Raw genomic sequence first — 19656 nt, forward strand, 5'->3', positions numbered from 1 at the left:
TGTTTAATTAGCTATTATTACTATAAATGCTTTTGTTCTAAAATGCAAGTATAAAGCGAATATTTGTTCGTGTTTTTGTACGCATTTTTAAAATTAAGCGAACATAAGTACCGATTTTATAAATTATCGCAAGTTATCTTAATAGGTTCAAAAACTTTATAAGTGCTATATTGCTTATTCTATCACGTCTTCCAGCATATGATTGACTTAATGACGAAATAAATTTTTCGTTTTTTTGCATATGTGAAATATATACTGTTGATTCTTTATGATCTTGTTTTAAAACAATAACACTTTCTACGTTAAATGTTGATTTTAACTTGTTAGCAATTTGTTCAACTGATTCATCTTGACTAATATTCAACATTTCATCTGTCCATGAATTTTGTAAAATATATGATTTTAAATATTGTTCGCTATCTTTAGATAGTTTAAGTCGAGCATTTAATACACCATCTGTAATTTCATCATATATAACAAATGGTTGATCTAATTCATTAAATACAGTATCTTCAACTGTTAAATCATCGCTACCATAATAAAATTCGCCTATTCTATTTAATATTTCTGTTTTAACAGGCTGGATTAAATCTATCGCTTGTTGTTTAGTATTCGCATTAGCCGTAATGCGGAGTGATACTTCATGTTGACCAGCAAGTGGTGCAATTGTAGGATTGGATTGATTATCTATTAAGTCAATCAGCTCTGTTTCCAAGCTAGATTCACCAATACCCATAAATTTCAATGACTCAGAAAAGATGACACGTTCTTCATTTAAGAAAAATGGTACAAGATATTGATTGACCATTGGTTGAAGTTCTTTCGGGGGACCAGGTAATAATACGACTTTTTTATCATCCACTTCTAAATACATGCCTGGTGCCATACCAAAGTCATTCTTCAGTACTTCACTACCTTCAATAACAAGTGCTTGTTGTCTATTATTAGGCGTCATCGTACGGTTTTCATTTTTGAAATATTGTTCAATCTGATCCATAGCTTGTTTATTTGTTTCTAGTGATTTACCTAATACTTTACCAACAGTTTGTTTTGTTAAATCATCTTTCGTTGGTCCTAAACCACCTGTTAAAATTACAACGTCATGATGCGCTAATTCTTCTTTAAAAGTACGTTCTAACCTTCCAGGATTATCGCCTACAGCAACGTGTCTCATAACACTTGCACCGAGTTCATTGAGTACTTTTGATATAAACTGTGCATTTGTGTTAGCAATTTGTCCTAATAAAATTTCAGTACCTACGCTTAAAATACTAACTTTCATATTTTTGCCTCCTACAGAAAAACCTACAAACGAAATGTTGTAGGTTAAATGTTGTTATTATTTTGATCCTTTAAATACATCTCTACCATGATAAAAATACTCTATACCAGATAGAATTGTAAAGAAAGTAGCAATATACATGAGCCATTGCCCAAGATTAATTTGCCATAAAGTAGAGAATGGTTCTTGTAATAGGATAAATACAATTGCGACCATCGTTACAGCCGTTTTAATTTTACCTAATTGACCAGCTGCACTTACAAAGCCTTGTTCAATTTGAACTAATCTTAGTCCTGTTACAGCAAATTCTCTAGCAATGATGATAATAGCAATAACTGATGATACTTTATCAAGTTCTACTAATGCAATTAATGCACTCGCTACTAATAATTTATCAGCTAGAGGGTCTAAAAATTTCCCCATGTTTGTAACAAGTTCCCATTTTCTCGCTAAATAGCCATCAAACCAATCTGTAACAGAAGCTAAAATAAATATAATACCAGCTATAAATTGTTCTATTCTCATTTCTTGTCCAAATAAGAAATGCATGTCACCCATATTAAAATCTACAAGTAAAAATAAAACAAATACAGGTATTAAAATAACACGTAATACTGTTAATTGATTAGGAATATTCATATTCGTTCTCCTTCTTTTCTTACAACTGCATAATAATACTATTATAAATCAATACTATATATAATTAAATGATAATTATTAATAATATCCAACCGATTAAGCATACACCAAAGAATGTAATCATTTGTGTTATGAGTTTAGCTACCATTTTATTCTCTGATATTTCAGTTTGACTTCTTTTTTCTTGCGTAAGCTGTCTAAAAGCTTCTTTAGCAGAAGGTGCTGTTTTAGGCAACTCACTTTGATGTTTATCAATTAATTCTGGTGCACTCATATTGATTGCAGAAGCATATTTCGTTATGAAACCTCTTGTATAATCGGGATTTGGTAGATTTTCAAATTCATTCTTTTCAATCATCATTAAAAATGGTCTTTGTATCTTTGTTTTTTCTTCAAGTTCAACTAAAGTCATCCCTAATTGTTCTCTTTTACTTCTTAACGTTTCTCCAATATATTTCAAATATATTCACCTCAAACAATTTATTCAAAAAATCCAAATCCATCTCCAAATGCCATATTGTCATTTGTAAATAAATCATTTTTATTTAATTGCTCATATGTAATTTCTTGGTCTTCTGTTTCTCTTAGTTCAATAATATAATCAAAATCTTCAAGGCTATATTCAGAGCGTTGTACAAATAGATCAGGATGTTCTACTACTTTAATTGTTGGTAAACTCATAACTTCTCTAACGAGTTGTTTATGCTTTTCATCAGTTTGCTTAGATGTTACAGCACCATCAATAATATAAACATTTTCATCACTATATTCACCTTTTAATAAAGAGCTTCTTACTGTTTGCTTAATAAGCGTCGAACTAATAAACAACCATTTTTTATGGGCACACACACTAGCGGCAACAACAGATTCTGTTTTACCTACTCTTGGCATACCTCTCACACCAATCAGTTTATGACGGTTCTCTTTAAAAAGTTCTGCCATAAAATCAACTAATAAACCTAAATCTTTTCTTTCGAATCTAAAGGTCTTTTTGTCATCAACATCTCGTTTAATATATCTACCGTGTCTTACCGCTAATCGATCTCTTAAGCCTGGTGTACGTAACTTTTTAATGGTAATATCATCAATTTCTTTAACAATATTTTCAAAGCGTTTAACTTTATTCATATCATCTGTCTTAATGAGTAACCCTCTTCGACCTTGATCGACACCATTTATCGTAATGATATTAATACCTAAAATACCAAGCAAACTAGAGATATCCCCTAATAAACCTGCTCTATTTACTTGTATATCGTATTCTAAGTACCATTCTTTTTTAATGACCTCTTCCATAATATCCACCCCAATATTAAATATACCATCCTCCGTTTACACGTAGGACTTGACCGGTCACACTTTGAGATAACGGATTTAATAAATATCCCACCGTTGCCGCAACTTCTTTAGTTTGAACAAACCGACCTTGTGGTATTTCATCTTTTAATTGTGTTTGTGTAATTTCATCAAGTTCATCTGTCATTTTACCATGAACGACACCTGGACATATAGCATTTACTGTAATAGATGTTAAAGCAAGTTCTTTTGCTAAAGATTTAACAAAACCAAGTTGAGCAGCTTTCATTGTTGAATAGATTGTTTCGTAACTTGCACCAGTCTCTCCCCAAATAGATGATATAACGATTATTCTGCCATTTTCACTCTTTCTAATATCATCAACAAATAATTGAACAATTTTTATGAGCGCATATACATTCAAGTTATATTGAACATCAATTTCATCATCTGTAAAATCTTGAATCGCACCAAATGACGATTGCCCAGCTGCATATATTAATTGATCAATATGTCCGATTGATGTTAAGAATTGTAAATTATCTTTGTTTGTTAAATCGAATTGTAGAAAAGTAACAGGTTGTCCGGCATATCTTTGTTTGAGTTCATTAATATTAGATCGATTATAATGCAGTATCACTTCATGCCCTAGTGATAAACATTCATCAACAATTGATAATCCAATGTCACCACTACCACCAACAATAAATGTTCTAGCCATTTTGTTTCACCAAACGACTTTCTACAACATGATCGAAGTCTATTAATGAAGCCAATGTTTCTTGTACACTTTCTACTGTTATAGATTCTAAAATGTTTACAAGTTCAAATAGTTCTACACCTTCAAAATAGAATTTAGTATATTGATTTGCAATATATTCTGGAGAATTTAAGCTTGATACAATTTCGCCTAAAGTTTGTTTTCTCACTCTCTCTAACTCTTCTAAAACAAAACCATTTTCTATATATTTTTTAAGTTCTGCTTTAACCGATTCTTTAAATTCATTATGATAATCAGTTGTCACAGCTAGAATTAAATAACTATATGTCATTTCGTTAGCAAATTGATAACCAAACGTATCATCAATCACTTCTTTTTCTAAATTTGATTGATAAAATTCAGTTTGTTCACCGAATATTAAATCTAAAGCAATCATCATTTCCATATCATTTTTTACGCGTACTTTATCAGAAATAGTATTAGGCTTGAACTTATATGCCAACATTGATTTTTCTTGAACAATGTCCATTTTCGTTTCGACATACGGTGTATGGACAGATGCCGGTTCGTCTATTACTTTTCTCGTAATTGGTGGCATTTCGTGCATATTTCTTTTGTCTTCATGTTCGCGAACTAATTGTATAGTCTCTTCAGGATCGACGTCTCCAACAATGATTAACACCATATTTGCTGGATGGTAAAAGGTTTCATATGATAAATATAAATCTTCAGCTGTAATATCATAAATACTTTCAACAGAACCTGCTATATCCACTTGTACAGGATGATTATGATAGAGTGCGCCTAAAGTTTGGAACATTAATTTATAATTAGGCTGTTCTTGGTACATCTTAATTTCTTCAGCGATTATACCTTTTTCTTTTTCTACTGTTTTCTCAGTAAAATACGGACTTTCAATCATTTTTAATAAACGAATAATATTATCGTGCACATTTCCAGTCGCACTAAATAAATAACTTGTTCTATCAAATGTCGTAAATGCATTAACTTGTGCATCATTTTCAGCAAAACTTGTAAAGACATCGCCATCTTCTTTTTCGAACAATTTATGTTCTAAGAAATGTGCTACCCCGTCCGGAACAGTCACAAAATCATCTTTGCCATGTGGCTTAAATGTATGATCAAGAGAACCGAAATGTGTTGTGTATGTCACAAAAGTCTTTGAAAATCCTGCTTTTGGAATGACAACTACTTTTAAACCATTTTCTAAAGTATCTTCGAATACAGTTTCATCAATCTGTTTATAATATTGATTACGCATTGTTATCACCTTCAGTCAGTATATATATTGTATCTAATTGTCCAAGTTGTGCGGTCTTTTTAATATCTTCAATTGTGATAGATTCAATTTCTTTAATCCAATCATCATAGTTATAAACGGATTGATATCTCGCATGTGTATGCAATAAGTCAATCATTTGTCGTTGTTTATCAAACATTTCTCGTGCGTGTGAAATTAAGACTTTCTTCGCTAACGTCAGTCTCTCTGTTTCAATTTCACCTTGTTGAATATCTTTAAAAATATTTAAAATTGTTTCTTTAGCGACATGTACTTTATCTTTAGAGATGCCACCAACTATATATAAGAATCCATTTCTTGCATCGATTTGAGAATGTATTGAATAGGCTAAACTTTGTTTTTCACGTACTTCACTAAATAAAATTGAAGAAGCATCTCCACCTAGCAACATATTTAACACTAAGAACGAATAATATTCTTTAGAATGGAATGTTATTGGGAATCTATATCCCATATTTAATTTTGCTTGATCAATCTTTGTATAATCTACTATTTCTTTTACTTCTTTAATATCTTTTAATAATGTCGTTTCGATTTCTAATTGACTATTATGATCAAAATTAAAATATTCATGACACAATGATTTAACTTCATCTAATTCAACATTTCCAATAATATATGTAGATATCGCATTCTCGAGTAACAAATCATGGTATGTATTGACTAAAGATTCAGGTGTTACGTTATCAATGTCTTCTAGTCGACCAGATGCTAAATATTTATATGGCTCATCTTCAAACATATGATTCATAAATTGAATAAATGCACGTTGAGATTTGTTGTCTTCAATTGCAGTTAATTTTTTATGTAATAAAGATTTTTCTTGCTTCGTGTATTTTTCGTTAAATTTACCATTTTCAATCAGTGGATTAAAAATCACTTCATGCAATAATTTAACGGCTTGTTCGAATAGTGGAAGCTCACTATTTAAATATTTTTCATTTACGATTTCAATACCAATTGTCATGATATGATTATTAGCTTGTTTATTGACATAGCTAAATAAATGCGCACCATATAAGTCCGCAAGCAAATTATTCATTTCTTTATCAGTTTGGTATTGTTTTGTAACACGTGTAATTAATTTACTTAAAATTGACCTAGATGTAATCGTCTCACTGTTTAAAGGTGCTACAAATTTAAAAACGATAGTCGTTATTTTAAATTTTTCAGTTGGTATCACATAAACGTCATTTGAAGATAATTGTATATGTTCTGTTGTTATCATAATAGATACCTCTCTTATATGTATGTATATAGAGAAACAAAGCAACAATTGTTACTTTGTTTCTCTCAATATATTTATTATATCCTATTTCTTGTAATTCGAAACTTTACAAGACTGCTTTTAAAATAATTTAGTGAATAAAGTACAGGTGTGCCATGTTCGTTATAATGAACTTGTGTTAATAACATCATTGCATCGTCTGGCTCAGAGTTCAATATTTCACTAATATACGGCTCATAACTAATGGATTCTATAGATGTATTAGCATGTGTAATTTTAAATTCTACTTTACTTTCAATTGCGGATAAAATAGATGAATTGGATCTATAGTCACTGCATGCAAATAAATCAGTAGCAATTTTATCTAGACAATACACGACTGGTTCACCATTTGCTGTACGTACTCTTTCTATTACCGAAATAGATGCATCTTTTTCTAAGTTTAATACTTCTATATCTTTTAAAGTTGCAACTTCTTCATCTAAACTAATAAATTCTGTTCCAGCAACTTCACCATTTTTTTCAATCATTTTTGTAATACTTACTAATTCGTCTAATGGATAATAATATGGTTGTGTAGGTTTCACCACTGTTACGTCGCCTGTTTTTTGAGATAAAATTTGTTCCGTGACAAGTTCATGTATGGCTTTTTCGATTTCATCATAATTTATATTTAACAACTTTTTAATTTCAAACTCATTCGGAATAGCATCTCCCGGTTTAAGTTCAGCTGTTTGAATTTTTTCTAATATCCAATTTTTAACGAAATTTGTACTTGCATTTGTAGACATAATATCCCCCTATTCGTCTTGATAAATATCAACCAATACTTGTCTAGGTTTACTACCTGATTGAGGACCAATAACACCATTACTTTCCAAATCATCCATTAACCTAGATGCCCTATTATAACCTATTCTAAATCTTCTTTGTAATAAACTCGCACTTGCTTTTTGTTCTTCTAAAACAAATAAATATGCTTCTTTGTATAAAGCATCTTCACTTTCCATTTCATTTGCCTCTGTCGGTTCGTCAGGTTCCATCTCTTTAACATAGTTCGCTGTTTGTTCTCCAACAACATGTTGAACAACTGATTCAACTTCACCATCAGAAAGAAATGCACCTTGTATTCTTGTTGGTTTTGAAGAGTCTCTAGATAAGAATAGCATATCACCTCTACCTAGTAATTTTTCAGCACCACCACTATCTAAAATTGTTCTAGAATCAGTTGCAGAGCTTACTGCAAACGCAATTCTAGAAGGTATATTAGCTTTAATACTACCTGTTATAACATCAACGGATGGTCTTTGTGTCGCAATAATTAAGTGTATACCTGCTGCACGTGCAAGTTGTGCGATTCTCATAATGGATGATTCAACATCTTTACCAGCAACCATCATTAAGTCAGCAAGTTCATCAACAATGACGACAATATAAGGTAATTGCGCTTGTTTTTCTTCCATTTCTTGATTTGTACGTTCAATAAATTGATTATATCCTTCAATATTTCTTGCACCAACGTGTTGGAACAAGTCATATCTTTTTTCCATTTCGGATACAATTTTTTGTAATGCTTGATTTGCCTTTTGAGGATTTGTAACAACAGGTGTTAACAAATGTGGTATCCCGTTATACACATTTAATTCAACCATCTTAGGGTCAATAAGCATTAATTTTACTTCATGTGGTTTAGAATTCATTAATATACTTGTGATAATACCATTAATACAAACAGATTTACCACTCCCTGTAGCACCTGCTACGAGTAAGTGAGGTAATTTGTTTAATTCTGCTGTAATTGGTTCACCTGAAATATCTCTTCCTAATGCAACTTCAAGTTTATTTGATGTTGGTTTTGCCTCATTCAGTACTTCTTTCAGCGTTACCATTGAAATATGTTCATTAGGCACTTCAATTCCAACTGCCGACTTACCTGGAATAGGCGCTTCAATTCTAATATCTTTTGCTGCTAAATTCAGTGCAATATCATTACTTAAATTAACGATTTTGTTTACTTTCACACCTTGAGCTGGCTGTACTTCGTATTGAGTAACAGCTGGTCCAATCCTAATTTGAGTCACTTTCGCATCGACATTAAAGTTTCTTAATGTAGCTTCAAGTAGTTTTCCTTTTTCTTGAACTGTCTTTTTAGACACTGATTGAGATTTAGGTGGATCATTTAAAATTGTAATCGGTGGTAATTTATAATTTAAATTCTCAGTCTCATCTATAGTTGATTCATTCATTTCAGATTCATGATTATCATGATCTTGTTGAACGGGTTGTTTAGGTTGTTGTGTTCTTTTGGATGCTAACTTTTCTTGCGATTCAAAGATTGGAATTTCTTCATTAGTTTGTTGTTTGTCAATTTTAGAAATTTCTTGAACTGGTTCAACTTCTTCTAAATGTGAAACGTCTTTAGGCTGCTCTTTTTGACGCTTTTCTTTTTCTAGTTGTTTAGCTTTCGCTTTTTCTTCTCTTTTTTGTTCAAGATTTGTCATTTTTGATTTAGTTTTACTTTGCGCCATATCAAATGCTGATTTAGTAATATCACGATGTCTTTTCTTCATGATTAAAATAACACTAGATAGTAAAACGAGTATCGTTAATAAACTATATCCAAAGACGGAAATAAGCTTGCTTATGACATTAAATGCATAATAACCAATATAACCACCACCGTTAAAGTAAAATGCATTTCGTTCTAAACTTGAATATGTTTCACTCAAGGTTGTCTTAAACGTATTAAACGATGGATCTTTGAAATATAATACTAACTGCATAATGAATAGCAATGCTACTTGAAAGACGAGCAATCCGTTTACTCTTCTTGTGAATTTTAATTTGCCGTTCACTGTTATTAATAGTGAAATAATCGCTATCAGTATATAGGTGAAATATTTTGAGAATCCAAATAAGAAATGAAAGAAGCTATCAATCATTAAACCTATAAATCCTAATTGAAAAATACCTAACACGAGTAAAAACAACACAATCATCTGTATGACATATTTTAATGTATTATCTTTTTGCTTTTTCTTGCCACGTGTTGTTTTTCTTTTACGTGTTGCTGGCTTCTTCTTTTGTACCATTTTTGAAATAGCCTCCTTATCTATAATGCAAAAAGAGGCTGGGACATAAATAGATGTCTCAGCCTCATATAGTATGTAGGCAGTTAATGAACAAATAGCGTGTATGACACATTATTTGTTCATCTTTGCCGAGATGGAAAAACCCATTGTATTGATATAGAATTTAATCTCATCTCTTGACTGTTAAAAATCATCCATAAAACAATTCATTAGATTTCTGAAATAATTGGAATAATCATCGGGCGACGTTTCGTTTGTTCATATAGATACTTACCGAGTTTATCACGCATATTTTGTTTCATTTCAGACCATTCAATTTTCTTTTGAAGTAAACCTTCTTCAACAATTTCACGGACTTTTTCTGAAGCGTCGTTTAATAACTCTTCACTTTCTCTAACATAAACGAATCCACGTGATTGAATTTCAGGTCCACCAACGATTTTTCTATTTTTAGGATCTAAAGTTACAACAGCTATAAATATACCATCTTCAGCTAATAAGTGTCTGTCTCTCAAAACAATATTACCTACGTCTCCAACACCGATACCGTCAATTAATACGTTACCAGCTGTAACTTTTTCATTAGCAATCATTTTTTCGCCATCAAAATTAACAACGTCACCTTTTTCTAGTAAGAAAATTTTCTCAGGGTCTACGCCTGTTTCAGCTGCTAATTTCGCATGTGCGATTTGCATTTTAAATTCACCTTGTACTGGAATAAAGTATTCAGGTTTCATTAAATTAAGCATCATTTTAAGTTCTTCCATACAACCATGACTAGATGCATGTGTTTTTTTGTTATTAGGCATAATGTGTGCGCCAGCTTTAACTAATTCATTTAAAGTCTGACCAATAATCACTTCCATATTAGCAGAAGCTGTTGTAGAAATATAAACATTATCGCCTTCTAAAATATTTAAAATAGGATGTCTTTGTTGAGCCATTTGACCTAATGCTTCAATTGGTTCACCTTGCATACCTGTAGCAATAATAATTAATTCATTTTTAGGATATTTACTAATGTCATGCACGGGTACTAAAAGATTTTCTGGAATATTAAAGTAACCTAATTTACGTGCAACATTGAAAGAACTTTCTAAAGAACGTCCTAAGAATGAAACTTTACGGTTTAATTTACTAGCCGCATTCAGCACTTGTTGAATACGAATAAAGTTAGATGCATAACATGAAACGATAATGCGTCCATTTGCTTTTGCAAATTCATCGACCATGTGACTTTCGATTACATTTTCTGGAACGTTGTAACCAGGTTTTTCTGCTTCTGTTGAATCACTAATCAAAGCAAATACACCATTTTGACCAATTTCAGTCATCTTAGCGATATCTGGTGCATAGGCACCTTGTAAACTTTGGTCGAATTTAAATTCTCCAGTATAAACGATTGAACCATATGATGTATGGATACATACACCTAAACTATCTGGTATTGAATGCGTTGTATTAAAAAATGTCACGTTAACGTTTTTAAATCTCATGACTGAATCTTTATTTACTGTATAATAACGTACTTTTTTATTGATTTTTCTTGCTTTCATGTGATCTTTAACTAATGCAATCGTCAATCTTGATCCGTATACTGGTGCATCAAGTTTTTCAAGTATATAACTTACAGCACCGATAGAATCTTCATGTCCGTGTGATAAAAAGATACCTTTAAGTTTATCTTTATTCTCAATAACATATTGTATGTCTGGTATAACAACGTCTACACCTAACATTTCGTCTTCTGGAAACATTAAACCAGCGTCTAACATGAACATTTCTTCGTCCACTTCAACGATATACATGTTTTTTGCAATTTCTCCTACACCACCGAGTGGTATGATACGAATTTTATCATTTTTCTTTTTTATTAAACTCAAAATTGTTCCTCCTAAATGTAGTCCCGTCCATAATATATTTATTTAATCATACCATTTATATAATCGATTATACAAGCACATACAACAGTCTTATACATATTTTAAATTAAGGAAGACAATAATTTTTATATCAGGTCATAACTTTATGATTTCTCTGTCAAAATAAACTCAGAATAAGGTGCATCCAATAATCTTTTCGTAGCTAATTTAATATCATTTAACTGGATTTGATTGATTTCGTGCTCGAACTGCTTATTCGTAACTAATTCATTATAAAACATGATTGAACGTGCATTTCTCGTCATTTTATTTTGGTTAGATTCAGATGCCATTAAAAAGCTTGTGATTATATGACTTTTAGCATCATCTAGTTCATTCTGTGTGATACCGTCATTTAATAATGACTCGAGCACTTCAGTAATAAGTTCACTTGATGCATCAACATTTTCTTTATCAGTTGCTACATAAATTGTCAGTAAACCATCATTGTGAAAACTTTGGAAATCTGAGTAAACATTATAACATAATCCATGTTCTTCTCTTAGAACTTGGAACAATTTAGAGCTCATTGTTTCGCCTAAAATCGTGTTCAATATATTCGTTGCATAATAGTGTTCATCATTATAACTTGGTGCATCATAACTTCTCATAAAATGCGTTTGCTCTAGCTCGTTTTTATAATAAGTTTCTTTCTTCTCAATAAAATTCATGCTTTGTTCTTGTTGATTAAGCGGTATTTCTACCCCATCAGATAATTGCTTAAGCAATGTTTCTTTCATAGATTCACTATAGGCACCCGCAACTGAAACAATTAAGCGATTACTTTGATAATACTTTTTATGGAAATCAACTAATGTATCTCTATCAATTTGATTGACACTATCAGGCGTACCAAGGATCATTCGTCCTAATGGTTGGTCTTTATAAATTTCATGTTCTAATTTATCCATTAACCATTCTTCTGGTGTATCTTCAATCATTTTAATTTCTTCTAAAATGACTTTTTTCTCACGAACAATTTCTTCTTCAAGAAATAGTGGATTTTTAACCATATCTATAAGTAAATCAATTGCTTTATGTTCAAATCTTTTTAATGTTTTACAGAAATAACAAGTGTACATTTTTGTCGTATATGCATTGTTATAGCCACCAATTTTATCAAATTCATTTGATAATTGCTGTCTTGTATAGTGTTCACTACCTTTAAATAACATATGTTCCATAAAATGAGCAATACCTTCAGGATAATCACCTTCATCACCCGTACCAGTATTGACATAAACACCTACACTAATTGTTTCACTGTTTGGAATTTCTTCAAAAATCACAGTCGTTCCATTATTCAGTCGTTGTAAATCAGCCATATTTATTCACCTCAAAATAAATAGGGACATGTCAATGTCCCTCTATTAGTAGACATACATACTTTCATAACCTCTCTTGCCTATGGTACAGTCTCAGCCTGTAGTCTTCGACTTGTACGATTCCCTCACGCATATCGGTTATAAAAGTGTTTTATATGAAGCAATCATTAAATTAAAACCTTTCGTGTTATAAGTATTGAGAAGTATTATGTACATGTACGATCGCAGTATTTGCACTTTTAGTCAGAACTGCTAATAACGGTATCAGTATTTGCACCTTTAGCCAGAACTGCTAATAACGGTATCAGTATTTGCACTTTCAGCCAGAACTGCTATTAATGGTATCAGTATTTGCACCTTTAGCCAGAACTGCTAATAATGGCACTCCTATTCATACATCAACTGACAAGTATCATTTAACTTCTTATTCTACTTACTCATAAAAAATGCCAACAAAATCTATGACTTTGTTGACACTATAAATTTCAGATTTTAATGATTGTCAATGTCCCTATCTGAATCATTTCATTTATTATTTTTGTTCTTTTTCTTCGTTTAACAATACTTTGCGTGATGCGTTTACGCGTCCTTGACGGTCAATTTCAGTTACTTTTACTAAGAATTGGTCACCAATTTTAGCTACATCTTCAACTTTGTTAACTCTCTCGTTAGAGAATTGAGAAATATGAACAAGTGCATCTTTACCTGGGAAGATTTCAACAAATGCACCGAATTTTTCGATACGTTTAACTGTTGCCATATAAATTGCACCGACTTCAGCTTCTCTTGTAATATCTTCAATAATTTGTCTAGCACGGTCGATCATTTCTTTATCTTTAGATCCAATAAATACTGTACCGTCTTGTTCGATATCTAATTTAACACCTGTTTCATCAATGATTTCATTGATTTTCTTACCACCAGGTCCAATAACATCTCTAATTTTATCTGGTTTAATATGCATAATTTCAATTTTAGGTGCATATTGGCTAAGTTCTTCTCTAGGTTCTCTTAAAGTTTCAAGCATATGATTCAAGATATATAATCTACCAATTCTTGCTTGCTCAAGTGCTTCTTTTAAGATTTGTTCACTTAAACCATCGATTTTAATGTCCATTTGAATAGCAGTGATACCTTTTTCTGTACCTGCAACTTTAAAGTCCATATCACCAAGTGCATCTTCCATACCTTGAATATCAGATAAAATTGTGTAGTTATCATCTTTAGTAATCAAGCCCATTGCAATACCTGCAACTGGTGCTTTAATTGGCACACCTGCATCCATTAAAGCTAAAGTTGAACCACAAATTGAAGCTTGTGATGATGAACCATTTGATTCAAGTACTTCTGAAACAACTCTTATTGTATAAGGGAATTCTTTTTCATCTGGAATAACTTGTAGTAAAGCACGTTCACCTAATGCACCGTGACCAATTTCACGACGTCCTGGCGCTCTCACTGGACCTGTTTCACCAACTGAGAAGTTAGGGAAATTATAGTGATGCATATAACGTTTTTGTTCTTCTGTACCTAAGCCATCAATGATTTGATGTTCACCTAATGCACCTAAAGTCGCAACTGAAAATGCTTGTGTTTGTCCACGTGTAAATAAACCTGAACCATGAGCTCTTGGTAATAATCCAACTTCAGAAGATAATGGTCTGATTTCTTCAGGATTACGTCCATCTGGTCTTACTTTATCTTCAGTAATTAAGCGACGCACTTCTTCTTTTACAAGTGCATCTAATACTTTACTTACATCTTTAAGTACTTCTTCATTATCTGGATCTTCTTCGTTTGTAAAGTCATTTAGAACTTCTTCTTTAACTGCAGAAATATTAATATCTCTTTGTTGTTTTTCTTCAGTTCTGATTGCTGAAATAATATCTAAAGCTTCTGCTTTAGCACGAACTGTTTCTTCAAATGAAGCTTCAATTTCAACCGGTATAAATTCAGCTTTTTCAGGTTGAACATCTTCAATAATAGCTTCTTGGAATTCAACTAATCTTTGAATTTCTTTATGACCAAATAAAATAGCATTTAACATTGTTTCTTCTGTTACTTCTTTAGCACCCGCTTCAACCATGTTAATCGCATCTTTATGACCCGCTACTTGTAAATCTAATAAAGAAACTTCTCTTTGTTCAACATTAGGATTGATGACAAATTCACCATCTACTAAACCTACGTTCACACCTGCAATTGGTCTTTCAAATGGAATATCTGATACAGATAATGCCATTGAAGAACCAATCATTGCTGCCATTTCTGGTGAACAGTTTGGATCAACACTCATTACGATAGAAATAACTTGAACATCATGTCTGTATCCTTTAGGGAATAATGGACGAATTGGTCTATCAATTAATCTACTTGTTAAAGTAGCATCTTCACCAGGTCTACCTTCACGTTTATTAAAGCCACCAGGAATTTTTCCTGCTGCATACATTTTTTCTTCATAGTTAACCATTAATGGGAAAAAGTCTACATTTCTAGGTTCTTTTGATGCAGTTGCTGTTGATAATACAACTGTATCCCCATATCTTACTAATACTGCACCATTAGCTTGTTTTGCTAATTGGCCCGTTTCAATTATTAATGGACTTCCTGCCCATTCTGTCTTAAAGACTTTCTTCTCTTGAGACATTTATGAATCTCCTCTCATACACTTAATCTCTTATATCATACCATTATACACATATTTTTTATATTTATTTATAAAAAAATCGAAAGAAATCTGATTGATTTCCTTCGATTGAAATTACGATTAGCGACGTAATCCTAATGATTTAATTAAATCACGGTAACGTTGAACATCATTTTCACGTAAATATGTTAATAAATGTTTACGACGACCAACCATTTTTAATAATCCACGACGTGAATGATGGTCTTTCTTGTGAGTACGTAAATGTTCGTTTAAAGCAGTGATTTCTGCTGTTAAAACTGCGATTTGTACTTCTGGAGAACCAGTATCAGTTTCATGTACGCGGTATTGTTCGATTAGTTCGTTTTTTCTTTCTTGTGAAATTGCCATTGTCAATTTCCCTCCTATAATTGTATTCACCGTAAACCTGAGCTGATCGTCGGAGTGTCGATAAGCCAAGGATTAGGCACTCAAATCATTATACATAACTCTTTATGTTCTTTCAAGTGATAATAACGCTTTTGCTTCTTCTTTATCTTGCTTAATTTGATTAACAAGTGCATCAATGCCATCAAATTTTTGTTCTGGTCTAATAAAATGGTGCCAATATACTTCTACACGTTCACCATATATACTCTCTTCAAAATCAAAGATGTTAACTTCAATACTTATTTGAGAAACAGACGGATCATGGAATGTTGGTTTCACACCAACGTTACACACACCTTTATATGACTTATCTCTTGATTTAATGAGTAATGTTACAGCATAAACACCTTTTCTCGGTAATACATAGTCATCACTAGGTTCAACATTAGCTGTAGGAAAACCAATTGTACGCCCTCTTTTTTCACCTTGAACAACCATACCTTTAATAACATATGGACGTCCTAAAGCTAAATTACAAGCTTCTATTTCTCCTAGTTCAAGTGATGTTCTAATATTCGTAGTTGAGATTTTTTCATCCTCATGTAATGTTTGCTTAGATACGACAAATACATCAAATGGATAATCATTCTCTTGTAATGAAGCCATATTACCTTTTCCATATTTGCCAAAACTAAAATCATAACCTGCAATAACAGCTTTCACATGATTTTGAATAAAATATTGGTCAATAAAATCATCTGCAGACACATCTGCAAATGTTGATGAAAAGTTAACGACGAAACAGTAATCTACGCCTAACTTTTCAATTGCTTCAATTTTATCAGCAATAGGTGTTAAATACGTTGTTCTTTTCTTTTCAGGATTTAAGACAACTGAAGGGTGAGGATCAAATGTCATAACAGCTTTTTTTAAATGTTTATCTTTAGCTACTTTAATCATTTTTTTAAGAACTTGTTGATGACCTAAATGTATGCCATCAAAAAAACCGATAGCTAAAGCAATATTTTCATTTACAAATTGTTTAGATTTAATTGGGTGTGTAATTTCTATAACTTCCATCAATATACTCCTTTAAAGAAAAACTTTTTTCGGTTTATAAAGTGTTTCATTTTTATCGTAAGTATCCATAATAGCAATTGCTTTGTCTTCATACCAAACAACAAATTCGCCATCATGTTTACTTTCATCTATTAAAGATTTTTCTATTTTTTGTCCGTTTTGAATACGCGTTACGATATCTTTATCATGTACGGTAACTTTCGTTAAACCATTCAATCCATATTCTAATGGAAGAATCACATCTTGTAACTTATCTTGCTCAACTATTTCTCTTAAGTCATCTAATTTAATAGCCTGTTCTAAAGAGAAACCGCCACTTTTCAACCTAATTAAATGAGACATATGAGCAGGATAATTAAGTAACGCACCAATTTGAGTTGCTAACGTTCTAATATATGTCCCTTTGCCACATTCAACTTCAATTTCAAATTTACAAGTATCATTCTCATAAATAATATCAGAAATTAAATCAATACTGTTAATATGTACTCTTCTGACAGGACGTTCAACTTCAATATTTTGTCTAGCATATTCATATAATTTCTTACCATTAACTTTAACAGCAGAATACATAGGTGGAATTTGTTCAATGTCACCTTCTAATTGTTTTAAAGTCGCAATCATTTCATCTTTGTCCCATAAATTTTGATCAACACGCTTCTGATCAACTATCTCACCAGTTTGGTCTTCAGTCGTTGTACTAACACCAATTGTTACTTCAGCTCTGTAGGATTTGCCACTTTCCATCACATAATCACTTACACGCGTCGCTTTCCCTACACAAATCGGTAGTACACCACTTACCTCAGGATCTAAAGTTCCAGTATGGCCAACTTTTTTTGTTTTTAAAATTTTACGAAGTTTAAATACGACGTCATGACTTGTCATACCAACTTCCTTATGAATTGCTAGAATGCCATCCAAATTTACGACCTCCATAATGTTTCTATTCTTTTTAATTTTACATGAAAATATTCATAAAAAGAAGAAATAACTCAATTTCATAAAAAATACGAGGGGCTTAGAAACAGAATTCTGAATAATGGTAGTTATACCCCACTCTAATCAAAAAAAGACTAAGACATCTAATAGTGTCTTAGTCTTTCCAAATTTGGATTAATCATTACGATTTAAATCTTGAATCATGCGTTCAATTTTATTACCGTAATCGATTGATTCATCATATTCAAAATGCAATTCTGGTAAAATACGTAATTTCATACGATTACCTAATTCTGATTTAATAAAGCCTTTTGCTTTTTCTAAACCTTTAAATGTATCTTCTTTTTCTTTATCAGAACCTAATACAGTTAAATAAACTGTAGCGTGAGACAAGTCTCCTGGAAGTTCTACATCTGTAATTGTTAAAAATCCAACTCTTGGATCTTTAAGTTTATTGTTAATAATATCCATTAATTCTTTTTTCATTTGTTCGCCTACTCGTTCAGAACGAATACTCATATCTTTCACCTCTTAACATTCTCATCTCTCTATATACATTAGTACATTATAGCACATGCTTGAATGCTTAAAAAGATAATCACTCGATATAAATATATTATGTTTCAATACTTAACTTTAGTCGCTCTAATCCTTCTAATACTTTAGACTTTGGGCATCCAACATTGTACCTTAAAAAGTACTGACCGTTACCGCCATATGTTTGTCCATCCATTATCGCAACTTTGCCTATGTTAATAAGTCGGTGTTGCAATTCATCCATCGTCATATTTAGATCTGAAACATCTAACCATATAAGATATGTTGATTCTGGATAGACAACTTTAATTTCTGGTATGTGCTCTTTTAAGAATAATTGAACTGCATGTATATTGTCATCTAAATATTCGTTTAAAGCATCTACCCAATCACTCGCTTTTTCATAGGCTGCTATTGTAGATTCCATCCCCATAATGCTTGGTGATGATAAACCGTCTTGCTTTTTCAAATGATTTAAAAATATATCCCCATCTTCTTTATTTGGAATTAAAGTATACGCAAAAAGTAGACCCGGAAAATTAAAAGTCTTGCTACCACTTGTCACAATTGCTATATCATTTTTACTTTTATCTAGTATTGGAATGTGGTTGTTTCCTTTTCGAACGATATCCATATGAATTTCATCAGAAATGATATAAACATGATGTTCCTGACATAGTTTAATGATTGTAGTCAGTTCATCTTCAGTCCATACTCTACCTGTTGGGTTATGAGGAGAACATAATAACAAAATTTTATTTTTAGGTTTCGCTAATTGCATCTTTAATTGTTTAAAGTCAATTGTATAATAACCATCTTCGTAGAAAAGTTGATTCTCCACAACTGTACGATGATTCTCTTTAATCACATTGTAAAATGCGTCATATGCTGGTGTTTGAATAATCACACCATCATTCAAATTAGATTTCATATGAATTAACTGTGAAACTGCATATATCACAGTTGGTGTATAATAAATCCAATCTTCATTAATTTCAGTATTAAAACGTTTCTTATACCAATTCGTAACGGTTGATTTAAAGTCTGTATGATTCCATCTCGTATAACCGAATATAGGATGCTTCATACGATTATTTAAATGTTCCATAATTGTATCTGGTAGCGCGAAGTCTGTGTCTGAAATCGTGAATGGCAACAAGTCACTTTGCCCAAAACGGTCTTGGACATAATCCCACTGAGTACAATTTGTCCCTGTTCTATCAATCACCTTATCAAAATTATACATTACAAAAAT

At 31.7% G+C, this 19656-nt stretch carries 17 protein-coding genes; all 17 read right to left on the bottom strand.

Features of this window, described 5'->3' with window-relative positions:
* Positions 1-133: 133 nt before the first annotated feature.
* The 17 genes from LQ675_RS00230 to LQ675_RS00310 all read right to left on the bottom strand — a co-directional run bounded on the left by LQ675_RS00230 (position 134) and on the right by LQ675_RS00310 (position 19647).
* A complete protein-coding gene (locus LQ675_RS00230) occupies positions 134-1282 on the bottom strand; it encodes a CinA family nicotinamide mononucleotide deamidase-related protein (protein ID WP_107610277.1) in 1149 nt (382 codons plus the stop codon).
* A 57-nt stretch (positions 1283-1339) separates the two neighbouring features.
* Positions 1340-1921, bottom strand: coding sequence for a CDP-diacylglycerol--glycerol-3-phosphate 3-phosphatidyltransferase (gene pgsA / locus LQ675_RS00235; RefSeq protein WP_107610278.1), 582 nt, complete (start codon positions 1919-1921; stop codon positions 1340-1342).
* Positions 1922-1985: 64 nt separating this feature from the next.
* Complete coding sequence (locus LQ675_RS00240; protein ID WP_048542627.1) at positions 1986-2381, bottom strand: helix-turn-helix domain-containing protein; 396 nt, start codon at positions 2379-2381, stop codon at positions 1986-1988.
* Between the two features lie 20 nt (positions 2382-2401).
* Positions 2402-3217 carry a YmfK family protein gene (locus tag LQ675_RS00245; RefSeq protein WP_025905363.1) on the bottom strand — a complete coding sequence of 272 codons (816 nt, stop codon included), beginning with the start codon at positions 3215-3217 and terminating at the stop codon, positions 2402-2404.
* 16 nt (positions 3218-3233) lie between these two features.
* A complete protein-coding gene (gene ymfI / locus LQ675_RS00250; protein WP_048542624.1) occupies positions 3234-3938 on the bottom strand; it encodes an elongation factor P 5-aminopentanone reductase in 705 nt (234 codons plus the stop codon).
* Positions 3931-5220 carry an EF-P 5-aminopentanol modification-associated protein YfmH gene (gene yfmH, locus LQ675_RS00255; protein ID WP_107610280.1) on the bottom strand — a complete coding sequence of 430 codons (1290 nt, stop codon included), beginning with the start codon at positions 5218-5220 and terminating at the stop codon, positions 3931-3933. The genes ymfI and yfmH overlap by 8 nt, the downstream gene beginning before the upstream one ends.
* Positions 5213-6487, bottom strand: a complete 1275-nt coding sequence (yfmF, locus tag LQ675_RS00260) for an EF-P 5-aminopentanol modification-associated protein YfmF (protein WP_107610281.1) — start codon at positions 6485-6487, stop codon at positions 5213-5215. The genes yfmH and yfmF overlap by 8 nt, the downstream gene beginning before the upstream one ends.
* A gap of 77 nt (positions 6488-6564) precedes the next feature.
* Complete coding sequence (locus LQ675_RS00265) at positions 6565-7278, bottom strand: GntR family transcriptional regulator (protein ID WP_048542619.1); 714 nt, start codon at positions 7276-7278, stop codon at positions 6565-6567.
* A 9-nt stretch (positions 7279-7287) separates the two neighbouring features.
* A complete protein-coding gene (locus LQ675_RS00270) occupies positions 7288-9579 on the bottom strand; it encodes a DNA translocase FtsK (protein WP_239728058.1) in 2292 nt (763 codons plus the stop codon).
* 209 nt (positions 9580-9788) lie between these two features.
* Positions 9789-11462, bottom strand: coding sequence for a ribonuclease J2 (gene rnjB, locus LQ675_RS00275; RefSeq protein WP_048542615.1), 1674 nt, complete (start codon positions 11460-11462; stop codon positions 9789-9791).
* 143 nt (positions 11463-11605) lie between these two features.
* Positions 11606-12826 carry a M16 family metallopeptidase gene (locus LQ675_RS00280; protein WP_239728056.1) on the bottom strand — a complete coding sequence of 407 codons (1221 nt, stop codon included), beginning with the start codon at positions 12824-12826 and terminating at the stop codon, positions 11606-11608.
* A gap of 532 nt (positions 12827-13358) precedes the next feature.
* Positions 13359-15473, bottom strand: coding sequence for a polyribonucleotide nucleotidyltransferase (pnp, locus tag LQ675_RS00285; protein WP_048542610.1), 2115 nt, complete (start codon positions 15471-15473; stop codon positions 13359-13361).
* 120 nt (positions 15474-15593) lie between these two features.
* Positions 15594-15863 carry a 30S ribosomal protein S15 gene (rpsO, locus tag LQ675_RS00290; protein ID WP_025905354.1) on the bottom strand — a complete coding sequence of 90 codons (270 nt, stop codon included), beginning with the start codon at positions 15861-15863 and terminating at the stop codon, positions 15594-15596.
* 102 nt (positions 15864-15965) lie between these two features.
* Complete coding sequence (ribF, locus tag LQ675_RS00295) at positions 15966-16922, bottom strand: riboflavin biosynthesis protein RibF (protein ID WP_025905353.1); 957 nt, start codon at positions 16920-16922, stop codon at positions 15966-15968.
* Between the two features lie 12 nt (positions 16923-16934).
* Positions 16935-17846 carry a tRNA pseudouridine(55) synthase TruB gene (gene truB, locus LQ675_RS00300; protein WP_088592392.1) on the bottom strand — a complete coding sequence of 304 codons (912 nt, stop codon included), beginning with the start codon at positions 17844-17846 and terminating at the stop codon, positions 16935-16937.
* 192 nt (positions 17847-18038) lie between these two features.
* Entirely contained in the window at positions 18039-18383 is a 345-nt protein-coding gene (gene rbfA, locus LQ675_RS00305) for a 30S ribosome-binding factor RbfA (RefSeq protein ID WP_048542606.1), read from the bottom strand.
* Between the two features lie 97 nt (positions 18384-18480).
* Positions 18481-19647, bottom strand: a complete 1167-nt coding sequence (locus tag LQ675_RS00310) for a MalY/PatB family protein (protein ID WP_075577893.1) — start codon at positions 19645-19647, stop codon at positions 18481-18483.
* Positions 19648-19656 lie beyond the last annotated feature (9 nt).

Origin of the sequence: Mammaliicoccus sp. D-M19, assembly GCF_022386695.1 — a bacterium.
In the GTDB taxonomy this organism is placed as follows: Bacteria; Bacillota; Bacilli; order Staphylococcales; family Staphylococcaceae; genus Mammaliicoccus; species Mammaliicoccus sciuri.